Genomic DNA, 22,673 nt, shown 5'->3' with positions numbered 1-22,673 from the left:
TTATTTTCGTGAAAAATCCCTAAGTTCTACCGTCGCACTTGTTGTTCTTGTTGTTCTTGTCGCTCATTAGCTAACTGTTCAATTCCGCCCACCATTATTTTTAGACCTGTATAGAACATCTTATCGGAGCCAATTTCATTAAAAATATTGTTTTCGTACATTCGTTTTATAACATTAGGTCCATCCCCGGATAAGTGCTCAAGCGATTGTTTAAAAACCACTCTAGCATCTCCATTAGGTTCATTTTTCATGGCTAAGTCTATTCGATCCTGCTCATATTTGTCCAATTCGAATGAGATTACATAGTTTAACACGCATGCAATCAAGGAGAATTTATCACTATCGCTTAAAGGAAGATGATCCACGATCTGAAGCAAAGTATTCAGTAAAGATAGATAATTAGGTTCAGAAGGCAAGGTTCTCATCATCAGCTGAGCCGAGCAAGGATACTTATGTAAAACCCCACGAATTCGGTCCACAAAATTAAATAACTGTTCTTGCCAAGTACCTTCGAGATTCGCAGTTTCGAGGGCTTCTTTGGCGACCTCATTAGCAAGCGTCTGGAAAATGCTCTGTTTACTCTTAAAATGCCAATACAGAGAGGCGGCTTGTATTTTTAGTAGTTCTGCTAATTTACGCATACTAAATGCCTCTATGCCGATATCATCCAACAGCACCCAAGAAGCTTTTATTATATCTTGTTCAGTGATTTGCAGATTTTTGATTCTCATCGAAACGACCTCCTGTTACTGTCTTTCTTTATCATAAGCGAAGATGAATGGCTGGTCTACCATCGTTAGATTACTGCTTTATCTTACAGTGTTAGATATTTTTATTTACAAGCAAATAAACGGGTGCTATATTAATCTTACACTGTTAGTTTAAAGGTGCGATTTTTAAAAAAAGGAGGCAGCAGTTAGCAATTTTATTAGTAAAAATTAAAAAGGATGTGTATAGACCCATGAGTAATCTTCAAGTGGAACAATCCCAACCAGTCACCAAAGAATTTTCTATAAAAGCAATACTTCCCGTAATACTGGCACTTATAACAGGAATGCTGCTGGTTATGCTCGACAGTACAATTATGAATGTAGCGATCCCGCAGCTTGAAAAAACCTTTGATACCAGCCTAAAAACAATACAGTGGGCCATTACGGGTTATACGCTGGCTTTATCCGTAATTATCCCATTGGCCGGTTGGTTCTCGGATAAGTTTACTGCCAAACGTGTTTTTTTAGCTTCGATCGTATTGTTTACCATAGGTTCTTTATTATGCTCTATGGCACAATCCACAACAGAGCTGATAATCTTTCGTATTTTGCAGGGATTAGGCGGAGGGATGATTGCTCCAATTGGTATGGCTATGTCATTCAAAATCGCACCTCCCGATAAAAGAGGTTCAATCATGGGATTGCTTGGACTACCGATGTTAATTGCGCCTGTTCTTGGCCCTGTACTGTCAGGATGGCTGTTGGAATATGCCAGCTGGCATTGGATTTTTCTGATTAATGTTCCCATTGGCATTATTGCAATGATTGTTGGAGTGAAATTTCTTCCGGTAATAGAGAAGGGGAATAAAGCTAAATTGGATATTTGGGGTGTGATTTTATCACCGCTCGCCTTCTCCAGCTTGGTATTTGGGGTGCATAGAGGGGGAGTAGATGGCTGGGGGGATCGTATAACGATTATATCTCTTGCGTTCAGCTTCATTGCTTTAGCCTTGTTTATTTTCGTGGAATTGCGCCAAAAAGAACCGTTATTGGAACTTCGCTCTTTTCGATCTCTAGAATTTAGTAAAGGTATGATTTTGACCTGGATTAATCAGTTCGCCTTATTTGGTTCGATTCTGTTAATTCCAATTTTTTTGCAGCAGGTCAGAGGTTTTTCTTCCTTTGAATCGGGGCTTTTAGTTATTCCCCAAGCATTAATATCCTTTGCTGGCATGATTATTGGAGGAAAGTTATTTGATAAGTTTGGAGCTCGGCCCGTTGTGTTCTCTGGACTTGTGCTGCTGTCCACCGGACTCTTTCTCTTGTCACGTTTACAAAATGATACAAGTGTATACGTTATGATCAGTTATTTTGCCATTATGGGACTTGGCCAAGGATTAACTACTATGCAGCTCGGTACACATGTGCTTAAGGCCGCTCCGAAGGATCTGATCAGCCGTGTTACCCCACTTACTGCCTCTGCGCAACAAATTGTGGGTTCCTTTGCTGTCGCTATAATGTCGGGCTTATTGACTTCCAATATTGCTACACATATGAGTCAAGGGAATCAGAAACTACCCTCAGCGGCTATGGTTGCAGGATTCCACGACACGTTCCTAGTTTCATTGGGCTTGGCGCTGTGTGGTGTGGTTCTTAGTCTCTTTTTGCGTAATCCGAAGAGCTGATCCTATCGTACTCTACCAATATTTTAGCGATGTTTATTGATTGTATCCTTGGTATAATTCAAAGATTGATAACCAAGGGGGAATCTCTTAACCCGTGAAAAATATATTTGCTAGATTTACTATAATAACCCTCGCTGTCGTGCTAGCCGCCGGAGTATTTATTCAGCATATATCGGCCGATAACGGGGTTCCTTTTGAGGATATAAACACTAGTTATGCAAAAAAAGAAATCATAGATTTATATAACCGGAATATATTAACTGGCACCTCGAATACTAAATTTTCACCTACTCAATCGATTACTAGAGCTGAATTTATAACAGTTCTTGATCGACTGTTGAAGCTTGATCCAGCGTTGAGTCCGGTATCTCCTTATACCGACGTAGCCAAAAGCGCTTGGTATTACGGCTGGATCCAGGCTGCGGTTCAGCTTGAACTGGCGAACGGCACTTCGGCAACTACTTTTGCACCCGCAAAAGCAGTCACTCGGCAGGAAGCAGCTGTGTGGATGACCAAAGCTCTAAAGCAAACAAGCACTGCAACTGCCGCACAAACTAATTTTAAGGATCGGCAACAAATTGCTAGCTGGGCAAGTGCTGCTGTTGCTAAGGTTAATGATCGCGGATTAATGAAAGGCGATAATAGCGGGAATTTTCGACCCGCGGACCCGATAACCAGGCAAGAGACGGCAGTGCTGATGGATCGGGTGCTGCAACATACAAGCTGGGCGGCAGAGCTGGAAAGTAATCCGGACAAACGTATTGTTATAGGCTGGCAGTATGGTCTCACGACGGCACAATTTGAGAATCATGTTCTGCAATCGAACGTCAACACATTATCACCACGTTGGTATTATGTTGGGAAAACAGGGGCAGTAACGGATTCGACAGACGCCTCACTGGTAACTTGGGCAAAAAAGAATAAAAAGCAAGTCTGGGCGATGGTTGGCAATCGATCGGATCAAGAAGCGACGCATCAGATGCTGTTGAGTACAACCGCAAGGAATACGGCAGTCAATCAGTTAGCTGCTTTAGTGAGTAAATATGGATTAGATGGACTAAATATAGATTTTGAAAATGTAGCGGCCGAAGATCGTGTGTATTTGACTTCGTTTATTACTTTATTAGCCGAGAAAATGCGTTCGCTAGATGTTATCCTGTCGATGGATGTATCTCCTGATCTTGGAACGGATTGGACAGAAGCTTTTGACTATGCTGCCCTAGGCAAGCAAACGAATTATATGGTGATGATGGGTTATGATGAGCATTATGACGGGAGTCAAGTTCCGGGGTCCAATGCCTCGCTTTCTTATGATCAAAAGGCTGTGAATACAATCCTAAAAGTTGTACCTAGTCAAAAAGTTATATTGGCATTGCCCTTATATAATCGGGATTGGACATTGAACCAGAAGGGGACGGTTTTATCCTCTCAATATATTACGCTTCCGGAGCAAAATCAGATTATCAGCAGCTATGCATCGAGACCCGTGTGGAATCCTTCGCTGGGACAATATGTCGCGGGCTACTCGAAACAAGCTATAAAACATACGATCTGGATTGAGGATGGGCGTTCATTAATAACAAAATACAACTTAGCGGTTACTAAAAAACTAGCTGGAGTAGCTTATTGGTATATAGGCGGAGAAAGTTCTGATGTATGGTCCAGCTTAAGGAATGCAGAGAAATTTTACGATTATACTTTTTAAAAATATGAAAGACTGGATGCGAATAGCCGCTTAGCTATATTGCTGTCCAGTCTTTTTATTGGGTTACTAAGGCATAGCTGGTAGGATTAGATTGATTAAATCAGCCTCGCGTTACGTATTTTTTGAAGTTTTTCACGTTTAGAACTTTAACATTTTGAGCTAGAAGTTTCTTGTCGCTAACGACCCAAGTGTGATCTTTGGAGTTTTTTCTACGAATCGCAGCGAAGTTATACTTATTTCCTGCATAGATCTTAAAGCCCTGTGCAGCACAATCAGCACAAAACTTAACGCATTCACCTTTATTCCAATCTGGAAAGGAAATCTGCTGGAAGACATTTCGTTTTACGAGTAGGGTCGCACCCTGAACATTGGTTACCTGTTTATTTTCCATATGAAGATAACGAAGCAAAAGTAGCTTCTTATCAGTTAAATACATATAGTGAGCTCGTTTTCCAACGATATCAGCTTTAGTTTTATGGAGGGTGTTCATACTATCCGTTAAATAGTTGGCAGAGTAATAATCGTCGTCATCAAATTTAGCGATACAGCTATAATTCGCTAAGTGCACACCAAAATTCAGACAAAACCCCAGTGAACGATATTCAGGTAGTTTATAGATCCGTACATTTTTATGTTTTTTTGCAGCATGTATATAGTCTTCTATTTTCAAGCTATCATTATTAATGATCACGATAAGCTCTTTAGATTTGAAATTCTGTCGTTGATAGTTATCAAATATTGTTTTAATACAATCCATTCGTTTTGTACAAGTTAGAATAGACACGGCAGATGAAGTAGATTCAGCAGTTAATTTCATAACGAAATCTTTGGACGGCGTCCAACAAAATTCCTATAGTTTTTAATATTCCGGATGATCTTATGGTTAGCTATTAGTGTACTATCACTGATGATCCATGTATGTTTTGAAGAGTTTTTTCTACGTATGGCAACGAAGTTTTTTTTACTTGCAGAATAAACCTTATAACCTTTCTTTTTGCTTCTGCTGCAAAAGAGATCATCCTCACCTACGTTTTTATTAGGAAATTTCACATGATCGAATACTTTTCGTTTGAAGACGAGCGTAGCGCCAGGGAGATGGGTAACCATTCGGTGTTCATCATTTGCGAAACGAAGAATCAAAGTCTTTGAACCTAGTAAATACATATAGTGAGCCCGTTTTCCAAGGATATCAGCTTTAGTTCTTTTTAAGGTCAGAATACTTTCCGTCAAATAATAAGGGGCATAATAATCGTCGTCATCAAATTTGGCAATGGTATGATATTTGCATTTTGTTACGGCATAGTTTAAGCATGAACCGAGAGATTGCTGTTCAGGTTTACGATATATCTTAATATTTTTGTGTTTTTTAGCTAAGGTTTGGTAGGGGGGAAGTGGAATTTTATTATTATTGATAATAATGATAAGTTCTTTATTTGCATATCTTTGTCTGCTGAAATTTTGGAGCAGGTTGTTTAAATAATTATGGCGATTGGTACAGGTAATAATGGAAACACCTTGTTGCTTCGCTTTGTTGTGAGGTACAGCACTCATTTAACCAACCCCTCATATGCATTTTTGGGAAAAGTCTCATAATACGATATGTCCAAGTTAGGATAGAGTAACGGCATATCAACCTCTTAAAAGCAAAAATGGACTTGTTTAAAGAACACAAAACCCACAGTGATAGCTGTGGGTTTTGTAAGAGAGACAATTCATATGAAACGCTTTGGATGTTTGTTCAGAAATAAGATTCAATGATGGATACGCTATTCTCGATTCTCGCCTTACTCTGCGTTAAATAATCTTTGGTCCAATCATCTAGGTTAGACATATCAAAACTCCGGTACATCCCTGTATAAACAATAATCTCTCTTAATCGAAGAAAAAGAGGAATTAGCTTCAGCTCATTTTCTGAAATATTGTTCTCTTTAACGTAGCCTTTTAGAAAATGCTCCATAAAACGCTGACATTGAAGCTGCCTGTCCTCCATACTATCATCCCCGTAAACGTAGACTAGATAATACAGTTGAATGGCGATATCTTCTACAAACCAGCTGTACTGAGCTTCATCAAAATCAAACAAGGTCAGCTTGCCATTGTCGACCAAAAAGTTGCCTACATTGATATCCCCATGGATGAGACCATAGGTATTTATATTAGCGTCGAGATGCTTTAGTTGATCCATAAGCGCCTTACAGCTTTCCAAAACACCACTTTGGGATGGAGGAATAAACCTGGTTACATTCTGCAGGTAGTAGTTCTGATGCCACGCATGTCTTTTGGACTGTGGTTTATAAGATTTTGCTAATCTGTGCATTTGTCCAGTGATCATGCCACACTGCTCATAGAGGTCTAGATCCTTCAGGCAGTCTGGGTAACCTATTCGTTTCCCTTGTGCTTTTTCAAAGGAAGATACCATAAAGCATGAATCACCAATCTCTATTTGCTCAACTAGATTACCCAGAAGAGAACCTACGGGTCTTGATACGGAAACGCCATGATCTGCCAGGTATAGAATCCATTCAAGTTCAGCCGTTAACAATTCTATACTGCGCAGCGAGCTATGAGTAAATCTTAGAATATATTGATGATTGCTAAGTTGATATTCATAAACGAAATTTTGAAATCCGCCAATGAAGCTTAGCTCATCTATGGGGATACCGTATTTCGTGCAGGCAGCACTTACAATCTGGTCATTAAATAAGGACTTAATCTTTTGTTCCAAGGGTTCTACTCCGTTCTACATTACAATGATTTTATCGAAATCGTTCTGGAGCTTTCCTGGACCTCAATAAGCAGCGGCCGTTCTTGTGGGTTGAGATTTGGGGCATGAATGGCCAGCATAAGTCTGCCCGTCAAATCACGAAACAACATTCCATGTCCGCCATCTTTGGCATAAAGAGGCTCAGGATCATGTTGCCAAGGTCCGCTAATGTCACCGCTGACGGATCGGGCTAAACCCATGGCATAACCACTAGCTCCACTGCTAGACCACAACATAAGCAGCTCACCACTGCTAGTCTGATGCATAAAAGGACCGTCAGTTACGTATTGCCCTTCTTTGCCGCCTACCGTCCAAGGAGCTTGTGAAGCCTGGAAAAGCAGCATAGGTTCGCCAATAGTAGCACTTAAATCCTCCTTCAGCCGAACGGCATACATTTCTCCATCCGTCACTTCAATCCATTCACGGCAAAAGATCATCCAAGGTTTGTCTTCTTTATCTACATATAACGTTCCGTCAAGGCACTCCCAAGAAGCAGGGGTAATCGGATGATTACTGATAGGGAGATAAGGACCCTCAGGTGTTTCCGCGCTTAATATTTGTGTCCCCCGTGGAACGCTATGTCCTTTAAAAGAAGCGAACATATAATATTTTCCGTTGTAGCGGTGAACCTCTGGTGCCCAGAAATGATGATCAGCCCAAAAATCAGTATCTGGACGAAAAGCAGCAATGGGCCCGGACCATTCCTGAAGATCTGAGCTGATATATACATCGAAGCCGTGAGGTGCGCCACTCCAAGCTGTTAGGCCATCTGTGCCAAATAAATAGTATTGTTCAAGTTCAGGCACAGATAGGATATAGGGATCTCTAAAGTTAATATCAGATAATGTTTTCATTAAGGTGCCCCCAATTTACAAGCTATCATCTGCTTAATTTTACAATATCTTCTTTAGGCTTGGAAGCGTTACTTCATTTGCTCGTCTTGTAGCAAACGTATTTTCATTACTCCGGGTGTACAGCCGTAGTTTTTTCGGAAGACACGTATAAAATAATTAGTCTCCATGCCCAGCTGAAGCGCTATATCTTGAACGGGAATCTCCACATCCTCCGTCATTAATTGCAGCGCCCGCTCCAGCCGCAGATTCTGCAAATACTTATGCGGAGTGACCCCATATTCCTGCACAAATAAACGCTGGAAATGCTGCACAGAGTACCCGACTGCTGCTGCAAGATTGGAGATCAGAAGCGGTTCTGTGTAATGTTCGTTGATCAGCCCGACGGCTGTAGTTAGGGCTTCATTTCGGACCGACTCGAAGGCTAGACGATTACCGGAGCCTTCTGAACTCTTGGCAGGGCGCAGCATCAAGAGCAGTCTATAGAGTGTGATAGACAACTCCTGCATCCACATCTCGTCCTGCCGATTGGGGGCAGGAGAATTCACCGTATGCCAGATTTGGCCGATTTCTTCCCAGCATTGTTCAAAACGATCCGTTCGATAAGGAACAGAAGGGAGCAGTTCAAGCGCTTCCAGCAATCCATGAGCTTGACTGCCTTGAAAGCCGATAAAGCCAACATGCCACGGTTCATGAGAGGTAGGATAATATTCATGACCACGATCGGGCGGGAAGGCAAAAGCCATCCCCGGTTCCAGTATGATTTCTGTGCCACTTTCCAGATCACGAAATAACCCGGTTCCGGTCCGGATTAAAAAGATTTGATACACAGGAAATCCTGCTGGGCGCACATGATGGAATTGGATATGGCGACCTACAGAGTAGGGGGATAGGGGCAACGTTCCAGAGTCGCGCGGTAATTCAATCAGAGAAAAAGGCAGCAGGTTTATCACCTCATCTTCATTTTGTGCTATCACTTCGAGACTATATTCCTACTGATTGAAATGAATTTTCTTATATTATAAATAGTATAAATGATGATTCCTGAATAAGATAGCTTACGCTTCTAGCCTATCATCAGAGAATAGTCCCATTCTATAAATGGGCAGAATTGAGAGGATGATCGTACACAATGAATAAAAAACATTCCCCGATAAGCAGAAAAGCTGGTGTCATGCTGCACGGTGCTGATTATAATCCTGAACAATGGCTGAAATATCCGGAAGTATTGCGTGAGGATATCCGATTAATGAAGCTGGCGGGCTGCAATGTCATGTCCGTAGGCATTTTTTCGTGGGTATCTCTTGAACCTGAAGAGGGTGTGTTCACTTTCGAATGGTTGGATGGTGTACTTGATTCTTTTGCAGAGAATGGGATTTACGCTATCTTGGCAACGCCAAGTGGTGCCCGCCCAGCATGGATGTCGCAAAAATATCCAGAAGTCTTAAGAGTGGAGCGTAACCGTGTTCACAATTTGCATGGCTTCCGTCATAACCATTGCTTTACCTCACCAGTGTACCGGGAGAAAACTGCAATTCTGAATGCAAAGTTAGCGGAACGGTACAGCCAGCATCCAGCCATTATCGGTTGGCATATTTCGAATGAGTTCGGTGGGGAGTGTCACTGCGAGCTCTGCCAGGATGCTTTTAGAGAATGGCTGAAAGTGAAATATAATAACAGTTTGGATGAGGTGAATCATGCTTGGTGGGCTACTTTTTGGAGCCATACCTACACTTCATGGTTACAGATTGAATCCCCAGCTCCACATGGTGAGACACAAGTACACGGCTTGAATCTTGACTGGCGGCGTTTTGTTAGTGAACGGACGATTGATTTCTGCCAGCACGAGATCAATACCGTTCGTCCTTATAATCCAGAGCTGCCAATCACGACGAATATGCATATGATCGATGGCATTGATTACCGCGAGCTGGCCAAAATCCTGGATGTGGTCTCATGGGACGCTTATCCAGACTGGCATTATACCGAAGACGGTGACGATACTAGATTGGCAGCATGGACGGCGATGCACTACGACTTAATGCGCTCTTTTAAAAAGAAACCGTTCCTGCTGATGGAAAGCACGCCATCCCTTACGAACTGGCAATCGGTCAGTAAGCTGAAACGTCCCGGAATGCACAAGCTGTCTTCCTTGCAAGCGGTAGCGCATGGTTCGGATTCTGTGCAGTATTTCCAATGGCGCAAAAGCCGCGGATCAAGTGAGAAGTTCCACGGCGCAGTTGTAGACCACAGTGGCCACTCCGAGACTCGAGTATTCCAAGATGTAGCGGAAGTAGGAAAGACGCTGGCGGGAATGACGGAAGTAGTGGGTACGTCCACTCCGGCGAAGACGGCGATTATTTTCGATTGGGACAACCGCTGGGCGATAAAGGATGCGCAAGGCATCCGTAATTCCGGATTACGTTATGAGGAGACGGTGCTACAGCATTATCGTGCACTTTGGGAGCTGGGCATTCCAGTTGATATTATAGGCTCTGGAGATGATCTGTCTGCCTACAAGCTGGTTGTTGCCCCTATGTTATATCTGATTAGTGAAGAGAATGGAAAGCGCATTGAGAAATATGTGGAGCAAGGCGGCACTTTCCTCGCAACCTATTGGTCAGGAGTAGTTAACGAAACGGATTTATGTCATCTGGGAGGATTCCCTGGTCCACTGCGCAGAACACTGGGGATTTGGGCAGAGGAGACAGAAGGGCTGCACAGCCGTGATCTGAACGGGTTAGTGATGGAGGCCGGTAATAAACTTAAGCTAAGCGGTGACTACGATGCGCATGAGATAGCCGAGCTGATTCATTTGGAAGGTGCAGAGGCTTTGGGGCATTATCGCAACGATTTCTATGCGGGCCGTCCAGCGCTTACAGTCAATCGTTTTGGTGAAGGAAATGCGTACCATCTTGCTACCCGTGTGAAAGAGAGTTCATTCTATGTTGAGCTATACGCAGCGATCACATCTAAGGCAGGAATTACCCGTGCGATGGATACTGAACTTCCAGCAGGTGTGACTGCACAACTTCGCACAGATGGCGAAAGTGATTATGTTTTTGTGCAAAATTTCAGCGGCAGTCCGCAAACGTTAGAGCTGGATGGAGCGGAATACACAGACTTGGAAACAGGTCTTTCAGCTCCGGCCCTATTGAATCTAGCGGTGAATGGACTTGCGATGTTGAAGCGTAAAGCATTAGTATAATAAAAAGGCAGGACCTGAGTTTCAGGTTCTGCCTTTTTTTTGAATAGAATCAGTTCTTAACTCTTCCCATCATAATGGTGTTATACAATTTGCCGTCCGATAGAAGTTTATCTTTCTTTAAAATCCCTTCAATTTCAAAGCCAAGCTTTTGATAAAGCTTAATAGCGTTGGTGTTCGTTTCCAGCACATTTAGGGTGATCTTTTGAATACCGTTAGTGTCAGCCCAGGCAATCGATTCGGCTAGAAGATTTTTCCCAATACCATATCCCCAATAATCCTGCAGCACACATACTCCGAATTCTACTTTATGAGCAAATCTTTTTAAGGGATAACCTTCGCATCTGGAGAACGCAACGATTTGATTATCAACTACTGCGACTAGAAAAAGGTTATTATTTTTCTCAGAATCGGCTTGAATAAGCTGTTCAAATCCTTTTTCGTCAATAAAGGCTTCGCCTGGTTCCCGATCTAAATTCTCGGTTTCTCCATCGATCCGCACTCTTAATTCAGATAACACTTTAGCATCATGAGAGGCCGCAGATCTAATGCTGTATTGGATTCCATTCAATGTAAATGTTTGAGGATTAATGATCATATGTCCTCCGTGACGATGGGTGATGTTAGAATTATTGCTTCGATGCCCTCAATGATCCGAGTGAAATAAGCTGCTTCATGAGGCACAAAATGAGTCCGATCCACACTTTGTTGAATGTTGATTTTTTGTCCGTTTGAATCCACTTTGAAACCATTGATTTGTAGACTATGTATTTCTCCCTGCCAAAAGCTTCGGAAGTCCGCAAACTTTGTGATAACTATTCCTGCAACCTCTTCTTCTTGCAGCTTAAAATCGTCCAGAGGATAAGGATTGTTATAAACAAAAACATGCGCTCGTTCTTTATCGATAAGATTTTCTTTGATCATACTGTAAGGAATCGTACCTAAGGGAATCAGCTCATCAAAAGCTAGCTCCAAACCGAGTTCTTCTTGGACCTCGCGAATCCCGTCCTCTACCGTTTCGTGTGTCAGCAAATGTCCAGCGGCCGTGATGTCCAGCAATCCTGCATAATCTTGTTTCTGCTCACTACGAAGCTGTAAATAAATATAGGGGATTTCTTGGGTTTTGCTTATAAACCAGCAGTGGAAGGTCTCGTGCCAATGTCCTAACCGATGTACTTCTGCCCGTGGAGCTGTACCGATTCGGTGACCCGCTTCATCAAATATAGTAAGTATCTCATTATGCATAGAAAAGCTCCTTTGTGAAAATATCTACTGCTTAAAGCCTATCATAAAAACGATCGAATTGCTTAATGTCCCCAAGTGATTTTTATTGACATCGTTAAGAAATATATGTATATTTTTGGATGTTAATCAAAGGAGGAGTTAAATGAATTTAGTAGCCATGAAGCGGGAAGACTTGGACACTTTAAGTGATGAAAGGTTAGGATGGGCCTGTATGGAGCCTACCTTTCAGCTGATTCGCGGAAAATCGCCATCGACCAAATCAGAAGTGATCTCGAAGCTCACAGAGGGGCAACAAGCCTTATGTATGTTCAGAGTGCTATATGGTCACAGCTGTAATTCCGAAGGGGAATATTATGCTTGGATTTCCTACATGCAAGACCTGCCAGGGTATTGGACAGGGGTGATAGGAGGCATACGATTTTTTGACGATTCACCCATGATTCTTTTGCTTCAGGAAACAAAGACATTTCTCGAGGAAAGAAATCATCGACTGGGTAAAGAGTGGGCGGATGCGGCCATCACGGATTTGGATCGAGACCCTCAGCTGTTAGAAGTAATTAGTGAGTTATTCGAACGATATAAGAACCTGACACCAAATACGCATAGAATTATCGGCGAATATATTCGCACTCATCCAGAGGAGTTTGTAGAAATAGGGTGTTCATAATTATGAATATCAAGAAACGTTATGTATTTCTCGTACTTATTTTTTTATTAATCGAAATCCCTGTAATCATTAATCTCTACCATAGTTATAATTCATTTGAGAATTTAGTGTTGGATCAAATCGATGAAACTGAAATCACCTCAATCGAGATTGAGAAATCTTTAGTGGATGAAAAGGTAGTGATTGAAGATCCGAAGGAAATTGAAAAGATCATTTATGCTTTTTCAGATGTAAAATTGAGAAGAAGTAGTGCTTTGGACAAATCTACGGAGACCTACTGGATAAGTATTATTGTGAATAACAGCTTGAGGTTTGGCATGAATCTTACGGATACTAACTTCCTGTATGTGACGGATCTTGATAAGAAGGACAAATACAGTTCGGGAAACTTTAGAATGACTAGTGATTTTGATGTGAATTCCATTGCAAGCTTATTTAAATGATGCACAACGATCCACAACCACTGATACTGAGATTTTCGGACCCAGATGCCCCTATTTGCGAATTTATCGCCTTTTGAGCAGGTTTTCGGACTCCAACGACGCTATTGCTCATGAAAGAGCTTATAATTGGTGTTTTTTGCGCCAATAGCGGCTATGAGGTCCGATAGCTATCCAAATAGCGGATAAAACGGTGTATAAGGTCAGCTGAGTCCTTTAGCTGCTGCGTGTGCAGATTGTTCAGTTGAGTCCGATAGTGCTTCATATCCACACAAAAAATGGGTGCCCCTATGGGACACCCATTTTTGTATGGATTATCTAGCCATCCATCCGCCATCCACATTAAGAACGTGACCGTTCAAGTAGTCAGATGCTGCGGAAGCCAAGAATACAGCAGGGCCTTTAACGTCATCAGGCGTTCCCCAACGTGCTGCAGGGATACGGTCTAAGATAGAGTCCGAACGACTTTGGTCGGCACGGATTGGAGCGGTATTCTCAGTAGCCATATAGCCTGGTGCAATTGCATTGATGTTCAAACCGGAGCCTGCCCATTCATTGGCAAAAGCTTTAGTAAGACCCGCAACCCCGTGTTTACTCGCAGTGTAACCAGGGACATTGATTCCGCCTTGATAGGAGAGCATGGAGGCGATGTTAATGATTTTGCCGGATCCTCTTTCCAGGAAGTGGCGGCCTGCGATTTGCGACAGAAGGAAAACTGTGTTCAGGTTCAAATTGATGACATCAAACCAGTCTTTTTCACTATGATCTTTTGCCGGTGCACGGCGGATCATTCCTGCGCAGTTTACGAGAATGTCAACATGTCCGGTCAGCTCTAGCGCTTGGTCAAAAGTGCTTTGCAGCTTGCTGTGATCACTTAAGTCAGATTCGATACTAACTGCTTTTACTCCAAAAGCTTTTGCTGCATTTACGGTTTCTTCACTCGAATTAAGGGAGACAGATGCAACGTCTGCACCGGCTTCTGCAAATGCAAGCGCGATTCCTTGTCCAAGACCTTGAGCTGCGCCTGTTACAATAGCTGTTTTACCTGCCAAGCTGAATAATGATGACATATAAATTACGCCCCTTTATTGTAAATGGATTGTTATTCCGGGTTTACCCGCATTCAATGGTAACGCCTGCACTGCGGAACTGATCTGCCGTTTCGGGGGAGAGCCCTTTGTCCGTCAGAATCACGTCAACTTCTTGTAGGGAAGCAAAGGTACGCAGTGCAGTATGGCCGAATTTATGATGATCTACAACCGCGAATACCTTACGGGCTGTAGATACAAGGGCTTGCTTGAACTCAATTAAATCTCCGGTATAAATGGAGAGCCCATGCTCTATATGAATAGCAGTCGATGAAAGGAATGCTTTTTGAATATTAAGCTTTTGTACATAGGAGACGGCTTCAGGACCAGCCAACATATTACGGACACGATAACCACCGGGAACGACCAGACGGATGTTATCTTTGGGAACCAGTTCGCTGATGATGTATACATCATTGGTGACTACCGTTAGTGGCATATTGTCCAGACGCCGAGCAATTTCAAGCGTAGTGCTACCGCCATCAAGAGCGATAATATCGTCCGGTTCAATATGAGCAAGCGCACGCAAGGCAATCTCCGTCTTCTCGTCAGAGTATTTATCCAGCGGATCCTTGGAGGGTAAAATACCAAACTGGTCGCTTTGTGCCAGCACAGCTCCGCCATGTACACGTACGATCAGCCCTTGTTCCTCCAGCCTGCTTAAATCCTCGCGTATTGTTTTTCCAGTAACCTGAAGCTTATCGCTCAGTTCATTCACCGTTACATCTTTTTGGTTCAGCATAACTTCCATAATCATCTCGTGTCGTCGTATCGGGTTCATCCGCCTGCCTCATCTTTCCGTAGTTGATTTATCTCTATTGTAATTCTTTCATGGATACGGGGTCCATATCATCATATCTTTTATTATCGCCAGCCATACTCCAGATAAAAGTATAGTTATGAGTGCCGACACCACTGTGGATGGACCAGCTTGGAGAAATAACGGCTTGTTCGTTATGCATTACGATATGGCGGGTTTCGTCAGGTTCTCCCATCAGGTGGAACACAACGGAATCGTCCGGAAGATCAAAATAGAAATAGGCTTCCATCCGGCGTGGATGGGTATGTGCTGGCATTGTGTTCCACATGCTGCCTGGTTTCAGTTGGGTCATACCCATAACCAGTTGGGCACTTTGCACACCATTTGTGTGAATGAAGCGGTGGATTGTCCGCTCGTTAGAGTTCTCCAGACCACCCATCGCACCGGATTCAGAATCGGCCAGTGTGGTTTTGGTAGTAGGGTAGGACTGATGGGCAGGAGCAGAATTCAAATAGAATTTAGCAGGCTTGGAAGCGTCTGCACTTTTGAAGACCACATCTTTAGAGCCTTGACCTACATAAAGACATTCTTTGAAATCCACTTCATATTCTGTGCCATCTACAACCACGGAGCCTTTACCACCGACATTGATAATGCCCAGTTCACGGCGTTCCAAGAAATAAGTAACCCCAAGTTCTTTAAGGTCAGTAGTTAGCGCAACCTCTTCTTTTACAGGATTAGCTCCACCAACGATCATACGATCTTCATGGGTTAGGACAAGCTTTAGCTCATCAGGAGCAAAAATAACGGGAATGTGGAATTCCTTACGGAGGCGCTCAGTGTCAAATTGTTTTACTTCATTAGGATGGGATGCGAAACGTCTTTCCATTGAATGTTCAATCTCCTTTGTGTACATATTATCGTTCGTATAGGTACACTTTAGTCCATTTATGTTCATTTTACAAGTACTAATCTTTTTTATTTCGTTTATTTATGTTTATTTATTGGTTTTTCCAATTGCAAAATGAACGAAAAGTGTGCACAATAGAGCTATTATGCTCGATTTTCATGAATGACGGAAGATGATATAAAACTGAAATGATGGAGGTTGAAAAGTAATGCCGGGGTTGAAAAATATCCAGAGTACTTATAAGGAACGTCAGCAAGAAATTATTTTTAATATAGCACTGGAAGCAGAGCAACGCCCTTTATTGGAAAGTGGACTCTGGTTCCATGATGATGTGCGAAATAACTTTTATTATGCTTCTTATCTTTTTGCAGCGGCTGTTGATGATTCTTTTGAGCTGCCTTTTGATCGTGAGCAAGCGAAACAGAAAGCACAGGATGTACTGCTGGAGATCTTAATGCTTCAGAACCGGCAGCCCGGCACAGAGTTATACGGTCATTGGCCGCTCGGTTTGAATCCGGTTCCGCGAGATGCGTCACCGCATGAGTTACCAGTGGAGCTTATGGGCAACCTGATGGCGTATTTTTGCAAAAGATACGGAGGAGCATTAAATGCTCAACTTCGCATAGTTCTGAATACAGCGTTTGGACATATTTATCGCAGTGATTTCTACCGTAAGCCGGTGGTTACTTTTGGGCATCATGAAGCTAAATATACAGCTGCTAAGCTGATTTTTGGCACCCTGTTTGCGGATGAAATATTGCTTGAGGATGGCCGGCAGAGTCTGAAGGATACGCTGGCTTATATTCGTACTAAAGGGATGCCGGAATACGGCAGTCTACCGTGGTTTTGGCATTGGGTGCAGGCATTCACCTGCGCGTTGGAACTTGTCCCGCCTGAGGATACGGAGCTTACTACGAGCCTTAAAGAAATGCTTGACCATTTATGGAATGTACGAGCTGAATTCTATCTGCGTGGCGCTTGGGTTGGTGCGCATTCTAGAGGCTGGCCGCATGATGTTCCCGGCGATGCTAATGTACTTCATGATTATGTTCAGTTTGGAGATTTCCAGCTGCCTGAGAGGATGCCGCGCACTGAGTATGCCGGTTTATTATTCTATCAAGCATCCGATGAAATATTAGCCGCAGCCATGAATCGCCAGACACCAGTGGAAGTAAGGAAGATTACTCAGAAGGTTGTCCCAACGGATCCACAGCCGCAGCCTTTGCTTCATTCCTATGCTTATATTACAGAGGAGTTTGCAGCAGGCGGGATGTGGGAGCGGGTTGAGGAATTCGATAATGAGCAGCTTCGCTGGGCTTTTTCGTTACCTGTGAGTGGAGAGGGAAGCGCAAATCAGCTGTATTTCTTCCACCCGGGACAAGGCTACAATGAGGGAGATCCCCGCCATCAAAGCCGTTATATGGAGGTTCTCTATCACAAGAATGTCATCATTTCTTTATTCCCAATCCCCCAGGGTGAGAAGAATACGATCATAGGTGTACTTCCCCAAGGGGAATGGAAACAAGAGCCGTATACATTGTACGGGCAAGTTGGTGAGACGTATTTTGTTATTTATTTATCTCACCCTTACCAGCTGCAGGAACGGTCCAGATTCATAGAGGTATCCGTCGCAGGGACGCCGGGCGGTGTGATCGTTGAAGCATTGGGCATTAAGAAAGCTGCCGAATGTGGTATTATTGGTTTAGAGGCTTTTGCCGCAGCTATGGCTCATAAAGAAAGGAATTTCGAAGTGGGAGAGGTATTAGCAGCGAATTATACCAACATGGATGGTGAAAGCTTAGTTTTGAGTATTAGTAGGGAGTTAGAATTACCGCAAGCTCAGCTTAATGGAATTCAGATCTCATTAGATCATTATTCAGTATAAAAAAACACAATTACTGTGATAAATAGTAATCCGAGTCGGCCTTTTTGGCCGGCTTCTTTAATAAGGAGCTACATGAAAGGATGTGATGCCCCATTGCACAGCCCGCAATAGATACCTAAGTATCCGTAAACGTGATTTTGTCCAAAATACTTATAATTGGGGTGAGCGACGATTTATCTGGATAAACTAGACCTAACGATTTGGTAATTCAATCCTCCCTAAGCACATTTCCCTTTAGAATAGCGGTGTCAGGTTACTAAATAGTAATTAATTACATTAAACCCTATTTTTCTGAGAGACATTTGTCACAATAAAGGTTAATATCTAAGTGAGATAGAAATGATTGCGCTTACTTATTTTCTAATAAACCTAATCATAATGAATGCGAGGGATATAACAGTGATTGAAACTGAATTTCGTGTAGAAAATGACTTTCTAGGCAGTAAACAGGTAGATAAGAACGCTTATTATGGGATTCAGACACTACGCGCAGTCGAGAACTTTCCTATTACGGGCTATCGGGTTCACAAAGAGTTAATCAAAGCGATGGGGATTGTAAAAAAAGCCGCTGCGCTTGCAAATATGGAAGTTGGCCGTCTCTATCGAGGGCTTGGAGAAGTTGTAGTGAAAGCAGCAGAAGAAATCATCGAGGGTCAGTGGCATGAGCAATTTATTGTAGATCCTATACAGGGTGGTGCGGGTACCTCATTAAATATGAATGCGAATGAGGTTATTGCTAACCGTGCCTTAGAACTGCTTGGCCATGAAAAGGGAGACTATCGTCACTTAAGTCCCAATTCACATGTAAATATGGCGCAGTCTACAAATGATGCGTTTCCGACGGCAATTCATATTGCCACACTTTCACTGCTGGAGCAGCTACTTGTAACGATGCACAGAATGCATGATGTGTTTGCGGTAAAAGCGGATGAATTCGATCCTGTGATAAAAATGGGTCGGACACATCTTCAAGATGCAGTGCCGATTCGTCTGGGTCAAGAATTCGAGGCTTATCGCAGAGTGCTTGAAAGAGATATCAAACGTATTGAGCATACACGCCATCATTTGTATGAAGTCAATATGGGAGCAACAGCAGTGGGTACAGGATTAAATGCTGATCCTCGTTATATTGAATTGGTGGTAGAGCACTTAGCTGAGATCAGTGAATTGCCGCTCGTAACGGCAGATCATCTCGTCGATGCCACCCAAAATACGGATGCCTATACAGAAGTGTCTGCTGCTCTAAAAGTGTGCATGATGAACATGTCCAAGATCGCTAATGATCTGCGGTTGATGGCCTCCGGTCCGCGGACTGGGTTTAATGAGATTTCATTGCCTGCACGCCAGCCTGGATCTTCAATTATGCCGGGCAAAGTTAATCCGGTTATGGCAGAGGTCATTAATCAGGTGGCTTTTCAAGTCATAGGGAACGATCATACGATCTGTCTGGCTTCCCAAGCGGGTCAACTGGAGCTGAATGTTATGGAGCCAGTGCTTGTGTTCAATCTCATTCAGTCCATCAGCATCATGAACAATTCCTTCCAAGTCTTCACAGACTTCTGTCTGGCTGGGATTGAAGCCAATAAGGAAAAGCTTGAGCGGGATGTGGAGCGGAGTGTCGGAATCATTACGGCTGTGAACCCGCATCTGGGGTATGAAGTGGTATCGCGGATCGCTAGAGAGGCGATTTTGACTGGGGAATCTGTACGGGAATTGTGCATTAAATATAATGTGCTGACCGAAGAAGAGCTTAATCTGATTCTGGACCCATACGAAATGACACACCCGGGAATTGCAGGAGCAGCTTTATTGCATAAAGAGTAGAATGTTCCGGAGGATCGAGCTTTTTGTTTGGAAAAAGCAAACCCCCGCCACCGTTTAGGGTGACAGGGGGAGATCCTAAATATGTTTTACTTATATGAATCTACTTCGCGATTGTCTGAAGTAGGTTCTTTTTTTACATTTCAGGCTTAAAAGAAAAATAAAGAACGTAACAGGCCGCGTTTTCTTGGCGGAGCCGTTAGCCTGGTAGAGGCAGTGGACTGGGAATTTTCATAAGAGGTGAGCGGTTTGCCGTTAGACACTTGCAACGGTTCTATTGATGCCGCGATTTGCTTGATCATTATTCGTAGGTCCTCAAGCTCCTCACGCTGCTGGAGCAGTTGGATCAATACTACTTCATCGGCTTTTTGATCGAGTGCACGTTCAACATTGTTGATGCGAGACAAGATATCCTTCATAGGCTCAGCATCTGTGTGCTGTAGTGGATTTTCCTGTTGTGATGTGGAAATTTGCTGCTCATTCGTGAGTGTGAGTTGTATACATTCCAAGGCCTCTCCGTGATTAATACGGTCTTTAATATGATTGAGCAGGTCGATTTGCTGCTCCGAGAAAACATAATGGCCAAATCGGTCTTTTGGAAAAAAATCAGGGAACATGGCAGCCCAACGTTTAATTGTGGTTAGACTAACTGACAGCAGCTCTGCGGCATCTTTTGTTTTTAGAATATCCATTTCGATTCCTCCAGTTCACGTAGTCATGTTATGAGTAATATTCGTTGTCCAACAGCGGCTCCCTGCACGGTTGACAAAGGTAGTGCGTATTCGCTAAACAAAGTGTAATTACGAGCAATCTCACCCTTTTGGATTTCACTATCTTGCTTTTCCATTCCAAATTGAGTACAGATGAGCCTGCTCAGGGGTATAATTGCATTAGAGGTGAAGGCGATGAACAGGATTGAAGATGAGGAACAAATGACTGAGGAGCAATGGCAGGCTATTTTGCAAAACGATGTTGCTTATAACGACATATTTTTTTATGCGGTGAAGACTACAGGAATTTTTTGTCGACCCTCCTGCAAATCCAAAGCACCCAATCGGGAGAATGCGTGTGTTTTTCAGAATGCTGAACAAGCGCTGGCAGCCGGATTTCGTCCTTGCAAAAGATGTAAACCGACAGGTGAGCGTCTTCCTGATAAGGAATGGGTAGCTGTGATGACGGAGTACATTGATCATAATTATATGGCCCCCCTCACCCTTGAAACGTTAGCTGAGGTATGTCATGGCAGTCCTTATCATTTACATCGAACCTTTAAGAAAGTAACAGGAATCACTCCCGTGGATTATATACAGCAAAAGAGAATCGCTAAGGCATCTGAGTATTTGCTTACTACAGAGCAGGCAGTTGCTGAGATTGCATTGCGCGTGGGTCTGCCCAATACATCGTATTTTATTACTTTATATAAGAAAAAAACAGGGTATACGCCCACACAGTTTCGTCAGCTTAACAAACAGAAAGTAACGTTGGCTTCTGATTTTAATTTGGAGGGACCGAATCATGGAGAATAAAAAAAATGCTATTCTATACTGGACATTATTAACCGATAAGGATTGGAGTTTTTATATTGCAGCCACTGAGAAGGGGTTAAGTTATGTGGGTTCGCAGCAGCAACCCTTTGAGGAATTAAGCGAATGGGTTAGACGTCGTTTTCCGGGGAGTGAACTGGTGCAGAACGATGAGAAGATGGCGCCTTATTTGAGGGAGCTTAGTGAATATTTGCAAGGGAACCGGCAGAGCTTCGGCATTCCTTTTGATTATCAGGGAACTCCTTTTCAGCTTGCGGTATGGAAGGCGTTATGTGAAATTCCATATGGGCAAACCTGGTCCTATTCAGATATTGCTACACATATTCAAAAACCAGCTGCGGTACGCGCGGTAGGGACTGCCATTGGCGCGAATCCGATTCTGATTACGGTGCCCTGCCACCGGGTTATTGGAAAGAATGGGACATTAACAGGATACCGGGGTGGTTTGGATATGAAGACCAAGCTACTTCAGTTGGAGAGAGGAGAGTATACAGCAGATATATGAAAATAGAGTCCAATTACACCTCCCCAAAAACCTTGCTGAATAAAGGAACAGGTTATCTGTCAGGCTACAGTCATTCCTTAAATCCATATACGGGCTGCACTTATGGCTGTTCCTATTGTTATGTACGTCAGATGCCTGTCTCGCTGTTCCGCAAAGAGGAGTGGGGGACGTGGGTAGATGTTAAACAAGAAGCGGCTGCAATTTTACAAAAAGAACTGCACAAAGCGAAGGCGAAAGGTCCCGTCTCTATTTTTATGTCGTCAAGCACAGATCCCTATCAACCGGTAGAGCACAAGGAAGAGGTGACGAGATCTTTACTGGAGGTTATGGTTCAAGATCCGCCCGATTTCCTATTCGTGCAGACGCGTAGTCCGCTGGTTCGCAGAGATATAGATTTATTATTACGTTTAGAGGATAAGGTTCGTGTAAGTATAACTGTAGAAACAGACCGAGAAGATATTCGCCAAAAATTCACACCAAGCGCTCCTCCCATTGCTGCAAGACTGAAGACGTTACAGCTTTTACGTGAAGCTGGCATCCCCATTCAAGCTACTATAGCGCCAGTACTGCCAAGCAGTCCAACTTTTCCAGCAACCTTAAGGGCTTTGGTGGATAGAGTCTGTGTGGATGACTATTTTATGGGCGACGGCAGCGGCGGCAAACGCACACGGAGATTAGGGATTTATTCCCTATATGAAGAGCTGCAACTGGAAGATTGGTATGATCCTGCAGCATATCGCAGAGTGTATGAAGGACTTCAGCAAGTTTTTTCCGAAGAGGAGCTATTCTTGAGCCAGAAGGGGTTCGAGCCTTAATCTGAAACATGGTATAATAAATGAGAGCATTCATACTTAGTATTTAATATACTTAATATCCGTAATAGCTTAT

Annotated in this window: 22 protein-coding genes; 10 read left to right on the top strand and 12 right to left on the bottom strand. The window is 43.1% G+C overall.

Features of this window, described 5'->3' with window-relative positions; genetic code table 11:
* Positions 1 to 26: 26 nt before the first annotated feature.
* Positions 27 to 731, bottom strand: coding sequence for a TetR/AcrR family transcriptional regulator (locus tag NST94_RS17695; RefSeq protein ID WP_076304461.1), 705 nt, complete (start codon positions 729 to 731; stop codon positions 27 to 29).
* 230 nt (positions 732 to 961) lie between these two features.
* On the opposite strand from NST94_RS17695, the gene NST94_RS17690 reads away from it, so the two are divergent.
* Positions 962 to 2,395, top strand: a complete 1,434-nt coding sequence (locus tag NST94_RS17690) for an MDR family MFS transporter (protein ID WP_280753082.1) — start codon at positions 962 to 964, stop codon at positions 2,393 to 2,395.
* Between the two features lie 94 nt (positions 2,396 to 2,489).
* The gene (locus tag NST94_RS17685; RefSeq protein WP_280753083.1) at positions 2,490 to 4,100 is read left to right on the top strand and encodes an S-layer homology domain-containing protein; all 1,611 of its coding nucleotides are present in this window, start codon (positions 2,490 to 2,492) and stop codon (positions 4,098 to 4,100) included.
* Between the two features lie 100 nt (positions 4,101 to 4,200).
* Here the strand turns inward: NST94_RS17685 and NST94_RS17680 are convergent, their stop codons facing one another.
* From NST94_RS17680 to NST94_RS17660, 5 genes are all read right to left on the bottom strand, one after another.
* Complete coding sequence (locus tag NST94_RS17680) at positions 4,201 to 4,917, bottom strand: glycosyltransferase family A protein (protein ID WP_076129813.1); 717 nt, start codon at positions 4,915 to 4,917, stop codon at positions 4,201 to 4,203.
* Positions 4,914 to 5,651 (bottom strand): glycosyltransferase, encoded by a 738-nt coding sequence (locus NST94_RS17675; protein ID WP_280753084.1) that lies wholly within the window; start codon positions 5,649 to 5,651, stop codon positions 4,914 to 4,916. The genes NST94_RS17680 and NST94_RS17675 overlap by 4 nt, the downstream gene beginning before the upstream one ends.
* A 187-nt stretch (positions 5,652 to 5,838) precedes the next feature.
* Positions 5,839 to 6,825, bottom strand: coding sequence for a phosphotransferase (locus tag NST94_RS17670; RefSeq protein ID WP_280753085.1), 987 nt, complete (start codon positions 6,823 to 6,825; stop codon positions 5,839 to 5,841).
* A gap of 20 nt (positions 6,826 to 6,845) precedes the next feature.
* Complete coding sequence (locus NST94_RS17665) at positions 6,846 to 7,718, bottom strand: glycoside hydrolase family 43 protein (protein ID WP_076129816.1); 873 nt, start codon at positions 7,716 to 7,718, stop codon at positions 6,846 to 6,848.
* A 68-nt stretch (positions 7,719 to 7,786) separates the two neighbouring features.
* The gene (locus tag NST94_RS17660) at positions 7,787 to 8,692 is read right to left on the bottom strand and encodes an AraC family transcriptional regulator (RefSeq protein WP_280753086.1); all 906 of its coding nucleotides are present in this window, start codon (positions 8,690 to 8,692) and stop codon (positions 7,787 to 7,789) included.
* A gap of 155 nt (positions 8,693 to 8,847) precedes the next feature.
* Here NST94_RS17660 and NST94_RS17655 point away from each other — a divergent pair, with 155 nt between their 5' ends.
* Positions 8,848 to 10,923, top strand: a complete 2,076-nt coding sequence (locus NST94_RS17655; protein ID WP_280753087.1) for a beta-galactosidase — start codon at positions 8,848 to 8,850, stop codon at positions 10,921 to 10,923.
* Positions 10,924 to 10,972: 49 nt separating this feature from the next.
* On the opposite strand, the gene NST94_RS17650 is transcribed toward NST94_RS17655, so the two are convergent.
* Both NST94_RS17650 and NST94_RS17645 read right to left on the bottom strand, forming a co-directional pair.
* Positions 10,973 to 11,518: a GNAT family N-acetyltransferase gene (locus NST94_RS17650; protein ID WP_280753088.1), complete on the bottom strand. Its 546-nt coding sequence runs from the start codon at positions 11,516 to 11,518 to the stop codon at positions 10,973 to 10,975.
* Positions 11,515 to 12,165 carry an NUDIX domain-containing protein gene (locus NST94_RS17645; protein ID WP_076190947.1) on the bottom strand — a complete coding sequence of 217 codons (651 nt, stop codon included), beginning with the start codon at positions 12,163 to 12,165 and terminating at the stop codon, positions 11,515 to 11,517. The genes NST94_RS17650 and NST94_RS17645 overlap by 4 nt, the downstream gene beginning before the upstream one ends.
* A gap of 142 nt (positions 12,166 to 12,307) precedes the next feature.
* Here NST94_RS17645 and NST94_RS17640 point away from each other — a divergent pair, with 142 nt between their 5' ends.
* Positions 12,308 to 12,832 (top strand): hypothetical protein, encoded by a 525-nt coding sequence (locus NST94_RS17640; RefSeq protein ID WP_280753090.1) that lies wholly within the window; start codon positions 12,308 to 12,310, stop codon positions 12,830 to 12,832.
* Positions 12,833 to 12,834: 2 nt separating this feature from the next.
* Positions 12,835 to 13,275, top strand: a complete 441-nt coding sequence (locus tag NST94_RS17635; RefSeq protein ID WP_076307739.1) for a hypothetical protein — start codon at positions 12,835 to 12,837, stop codon at positions 13,273 to 13,275.
* A 311-nt stretch (positions 13,276 to 13,586) separates the two neighbouring features.
* Here NST94_RS17635 and kduD read toward each other — a convergent pair whose 3' ends face one another.
* Genes kduD through kduI form a run of 3 tightly spaced genes read right to left on the bottom strand, consistent with a single transcriptional unit; the run spans position 13,587 to position 16,009 of the window.
* The gene (gene kduD, locus NST94_RS17630; RefSeq protein ID WP_036688326.1) at positions 13,587 to 14,342 is read right to left on the bottom strand and encodes a 2-dehydro-3-deoxy-D-gluconate 5-dehydrogenase KduD; all 756 of its coding nucleotides are present in this window, start codon (positions 14,340 to 14,342) and stop codon (positions 13,587 to 13,589) included.
* Positions 14,343 to 14,385: 43 nt separating this feature from the next.
* Complete coding sequence (locus NST94_RS17625; protein ID WP_076129821.1) at positions 14,386 to 15,141, bottom strand: DeoR/GlpR family DNA-binding transcription regulator; 756 nt, start codon at positions 15,139 to 15,141, stop codon at positions 14,386 to 14,388.
* Positions 15,142 to 15,175: 34 nt separating this feature from the next.
* A complete protein-coding gene (gene kduI, locus NST94_RS17620; protein ID WP_036688322.1) occupies positions 15,176 to 16,009 on the bottom strand; it encodes a 5-dehydro-4-deoxy-D-glucuronate isomerase in 834 nt (277 codons plus the stop codon).
* Between the two features lie 229 nt (positions 16,010 to 16,238).
* On the opposite strand from kduI, the gene NST94_RS17615 reads away from it, so the two are divergent.
* Complete coding sequence (locus NST94_RS17615; protein ID WP_248548818.1) at positions 16,239 to 17,915, top strand: hypothetical protein; 1,677 nt, start codon at positions 16,239 to 16,241, stop codon at positions 17,913 to 17,915.
* A 393-nt stretch (positions 17,916 to 18,308) separates the two neighbouring features.
* On the top strand, positions 18,309 to 19,739 hold the full coding sequence (aspA, locus tag NST94_RS17610) for an aspartate ammonia-lyase (protein ID WP_094903409.1): 1,431 nt from the start codon (positions 18,309 to 18,311) through the stop codon (positions 19,737 to 19,739).
* Between the two features lie 146 nt (positions 19,740 to 19,885).
* Here the strand turns inward: aspA and NST94_RS17605 are convergent, their stop codons facing one another.
* On the bottom strand, positions 19,886 to 20,428 hold the full coding sequence (locus tag NST94_RS17605) for a MerR family transcriptional regulator (protein ID WP_280753091.1): 543 nt from the start codon (positions 20,426 to 20,428) through the stop codon (positions 19,886 to 19,888).
* Between the two features lie 213 nt (positions 20,429 to 20,641).
* Here NST94_RS17605 and NST94_RS17600 point away from each other — a divergent pair, with 213 nt between their 5' ends.
* From NST94_RS17600 to NST94_RS17590, 3 genes are read left to right on the top strand one after another with little or no spacing between them, the layout of a single operon-like run.
* Positions 20,642 to 21,262 carry a bifunctional transcriptional activator/DNA repair enzyme AdaA gene (locus tag NST94_RS17600; RefSeq protein WP_076217828.1) on the top strand — a complete coding sequence of 207 codons (621 nt, stop codon included), beginning with the start codon at positions 20,642 to 20,644 and terminating at the stop codon, positions 21,260 to 21,262.
* Entirely contained in the window at positions 21,252 to 21,785 is a 534-nt protein-coding gene (locus tag NST94_RS17595) for a methylated-DNA--[protein]-cysteine S-methyltransferase (protein ID WP_076301596.1), read from the top strand. The genes NST94_RS17600 and NST94_RS17595 overlap by 11 nt, the downstream gene beginning before the upstream one ends.
* A complete protein-coding gene (locus NST94_RS17590; protein ID WP_076301595.1) occupies positions 21,782 to 22,600 on the top strand; it encodes a radical SAM protein in 819 nt (272 codons plus the stop codon). The genes NST94_RS17595 and NST94_RS17590 overlap by 4 nt, the downstream gene beginning before the upstream one ends.
* The last annotated feature ends 73 nt before the right edge of the window (positions 22,601 to 22,673 follow it).

The organism is Paenibacillus sp. FSL H8-0282, from assembly GCF_037963825.1.
Classification (GTDB): domain Bacteria; phylum Bacillota; class Bacilli; order Paenibacillales; family Paenibacillaceae; genus Paenibacillus_AQ; species Paenibacillus_AQ odorifer.
Note: the sequence above shows the minus strand (reverse complement) of the source record. Positions and strands in the feature narration are given on the sequence as shown.

What these genes read in the sequence shown, in the direction of transcription:
- kduI (WP_036688322.1), bottom strand. Translation starts at nt 16,009, where the DNA reads ATGGAAAGACGTTTCGCATCCCATCCTAATGAAGTAAAACAATTTGAC.
- NST94_RS17650 (WP_280753088.1), bottom strand. Translation starts at nt 11,518, where the DNA reads ATGATCATTAATCCTCAAACATTTACATTGAATGGAATCCAATACAGC.
- NST94_RS17635 (WP_076307739.1), top strand. Translation starts at nt 12,835, where the DNA reads ATGAATATCAAGAAACGTTATGTATTTCTCGTACTTATTTTTTTATTA.
- kduD (WP_036688326.1), bottom strand. Translation starts at nt 14,342, where the DNA reads ATGTCATCATTATTCAGCTTGGCAGGTAAAACAGCTATTGTAACAGGC.
- NST94_RS17640 (WP_280753090.1), top strand. Translation starts at nt 12,308, where the DNA reads ATGAATTTAGTAGCCATGAAGCGGGAAGACTTGGACACTTTAAGTGAT.
- NST94_RS17695 (WP_076304461.1), bottom strand. Translation starts at nt 731, where the DNA reads ATGAGAATCAAAAATCTGCAAATCACTGAACAAGATATAATAAAAGCT.
- NST94_RS17675 (WP_280753084.1), bottom strand. Translation starts at nt 5,651, where the DNA reads ATGAGTGCTGTACCTCACAACAAAGCGAAGCAACAAGGTGTTTCCATT.
- NST94_RS17645 (WP_076190947.1), bottom strand. Translation starts at nt 12,165, where the DNA reads ATGCATAATGAGATACTTACTATATTTGATGAAGCGGGTCACCGAATC.
- NST94_RS17680 (WP_076129813.1), bottom strand. Translation starts at nt 4,917, where the DNA reads ATGAAATTAACTGCTGAATCTACTTCATCTGCCGTGTCTATTCTAACT.
- NST94_RS17690 (WP_280753082.1), top strand. Translation starts at nt 962, where the DNA reads ATGAGTAATCTTCAAGTGGAACAATCCCAACCAGTCACCAAAGAATTT.
- NST94_RS17655 (WP_280753087.1), top strand. Translation starts at nt 8,848, where the DNA reads ATGAATAAAAAACATTCCCCGATAAGCAGAAAAGCTGGTGTCATGCTG.
- NST94_RS17625 (WP_076129821.1), bottom strand. Translation starts at nt 15,141, where the DNA reads ATGAACCCGATACGACGACACGAGATGATTATGGAAGTTATGCTGAAC.
- NST94_RS17595 (WP_076301596.1), top strand. Translation starts at nt 21,252, where the DNA reads ATGGAGAATAAAAAAAATGCTATTCTATACTGGACATTATTAACCGAT.
- NST94_RS17615 (WP_248548818.1), top strand. Translation starts at nt 16,239, where the DNA reads ATGCCGGGGTTGAAAAATATCCAGAGTACTTATAAGGAACGTCAGCAA.
- NST94_RS17605 (WP_280753091.1), bottom strand. Translation starts at nt 20,428, where the DNA reads ATGGATATTCTAAAAACAAAAGATGCCGCAGAGCTGCTGTCAGTTAGT.
- NST94_RS17665 (WP_076129816.1), bottom strand. Translation starts at nt 7,718, where the DNA reads ATGAAAACATTATCTGATATTAACTTTAGAGATCCCTATATCCTATCT.
- NST94_RS17600 (WP_076217828.1), top strand. Translation starts at nt 20,642, where the DNA reads ATGAACAGGATTGAAGATGAGGAACAAATGACTGAGGAGCAATGGCAG.
- NST94_RS17590 (WP_076301595.1), top strand. Translation starts at nt 21,782, where the DNA reads ATGAAAATAGAGTCCAATTACACCTCCCCAAAAACCTTGCTGAATAAA.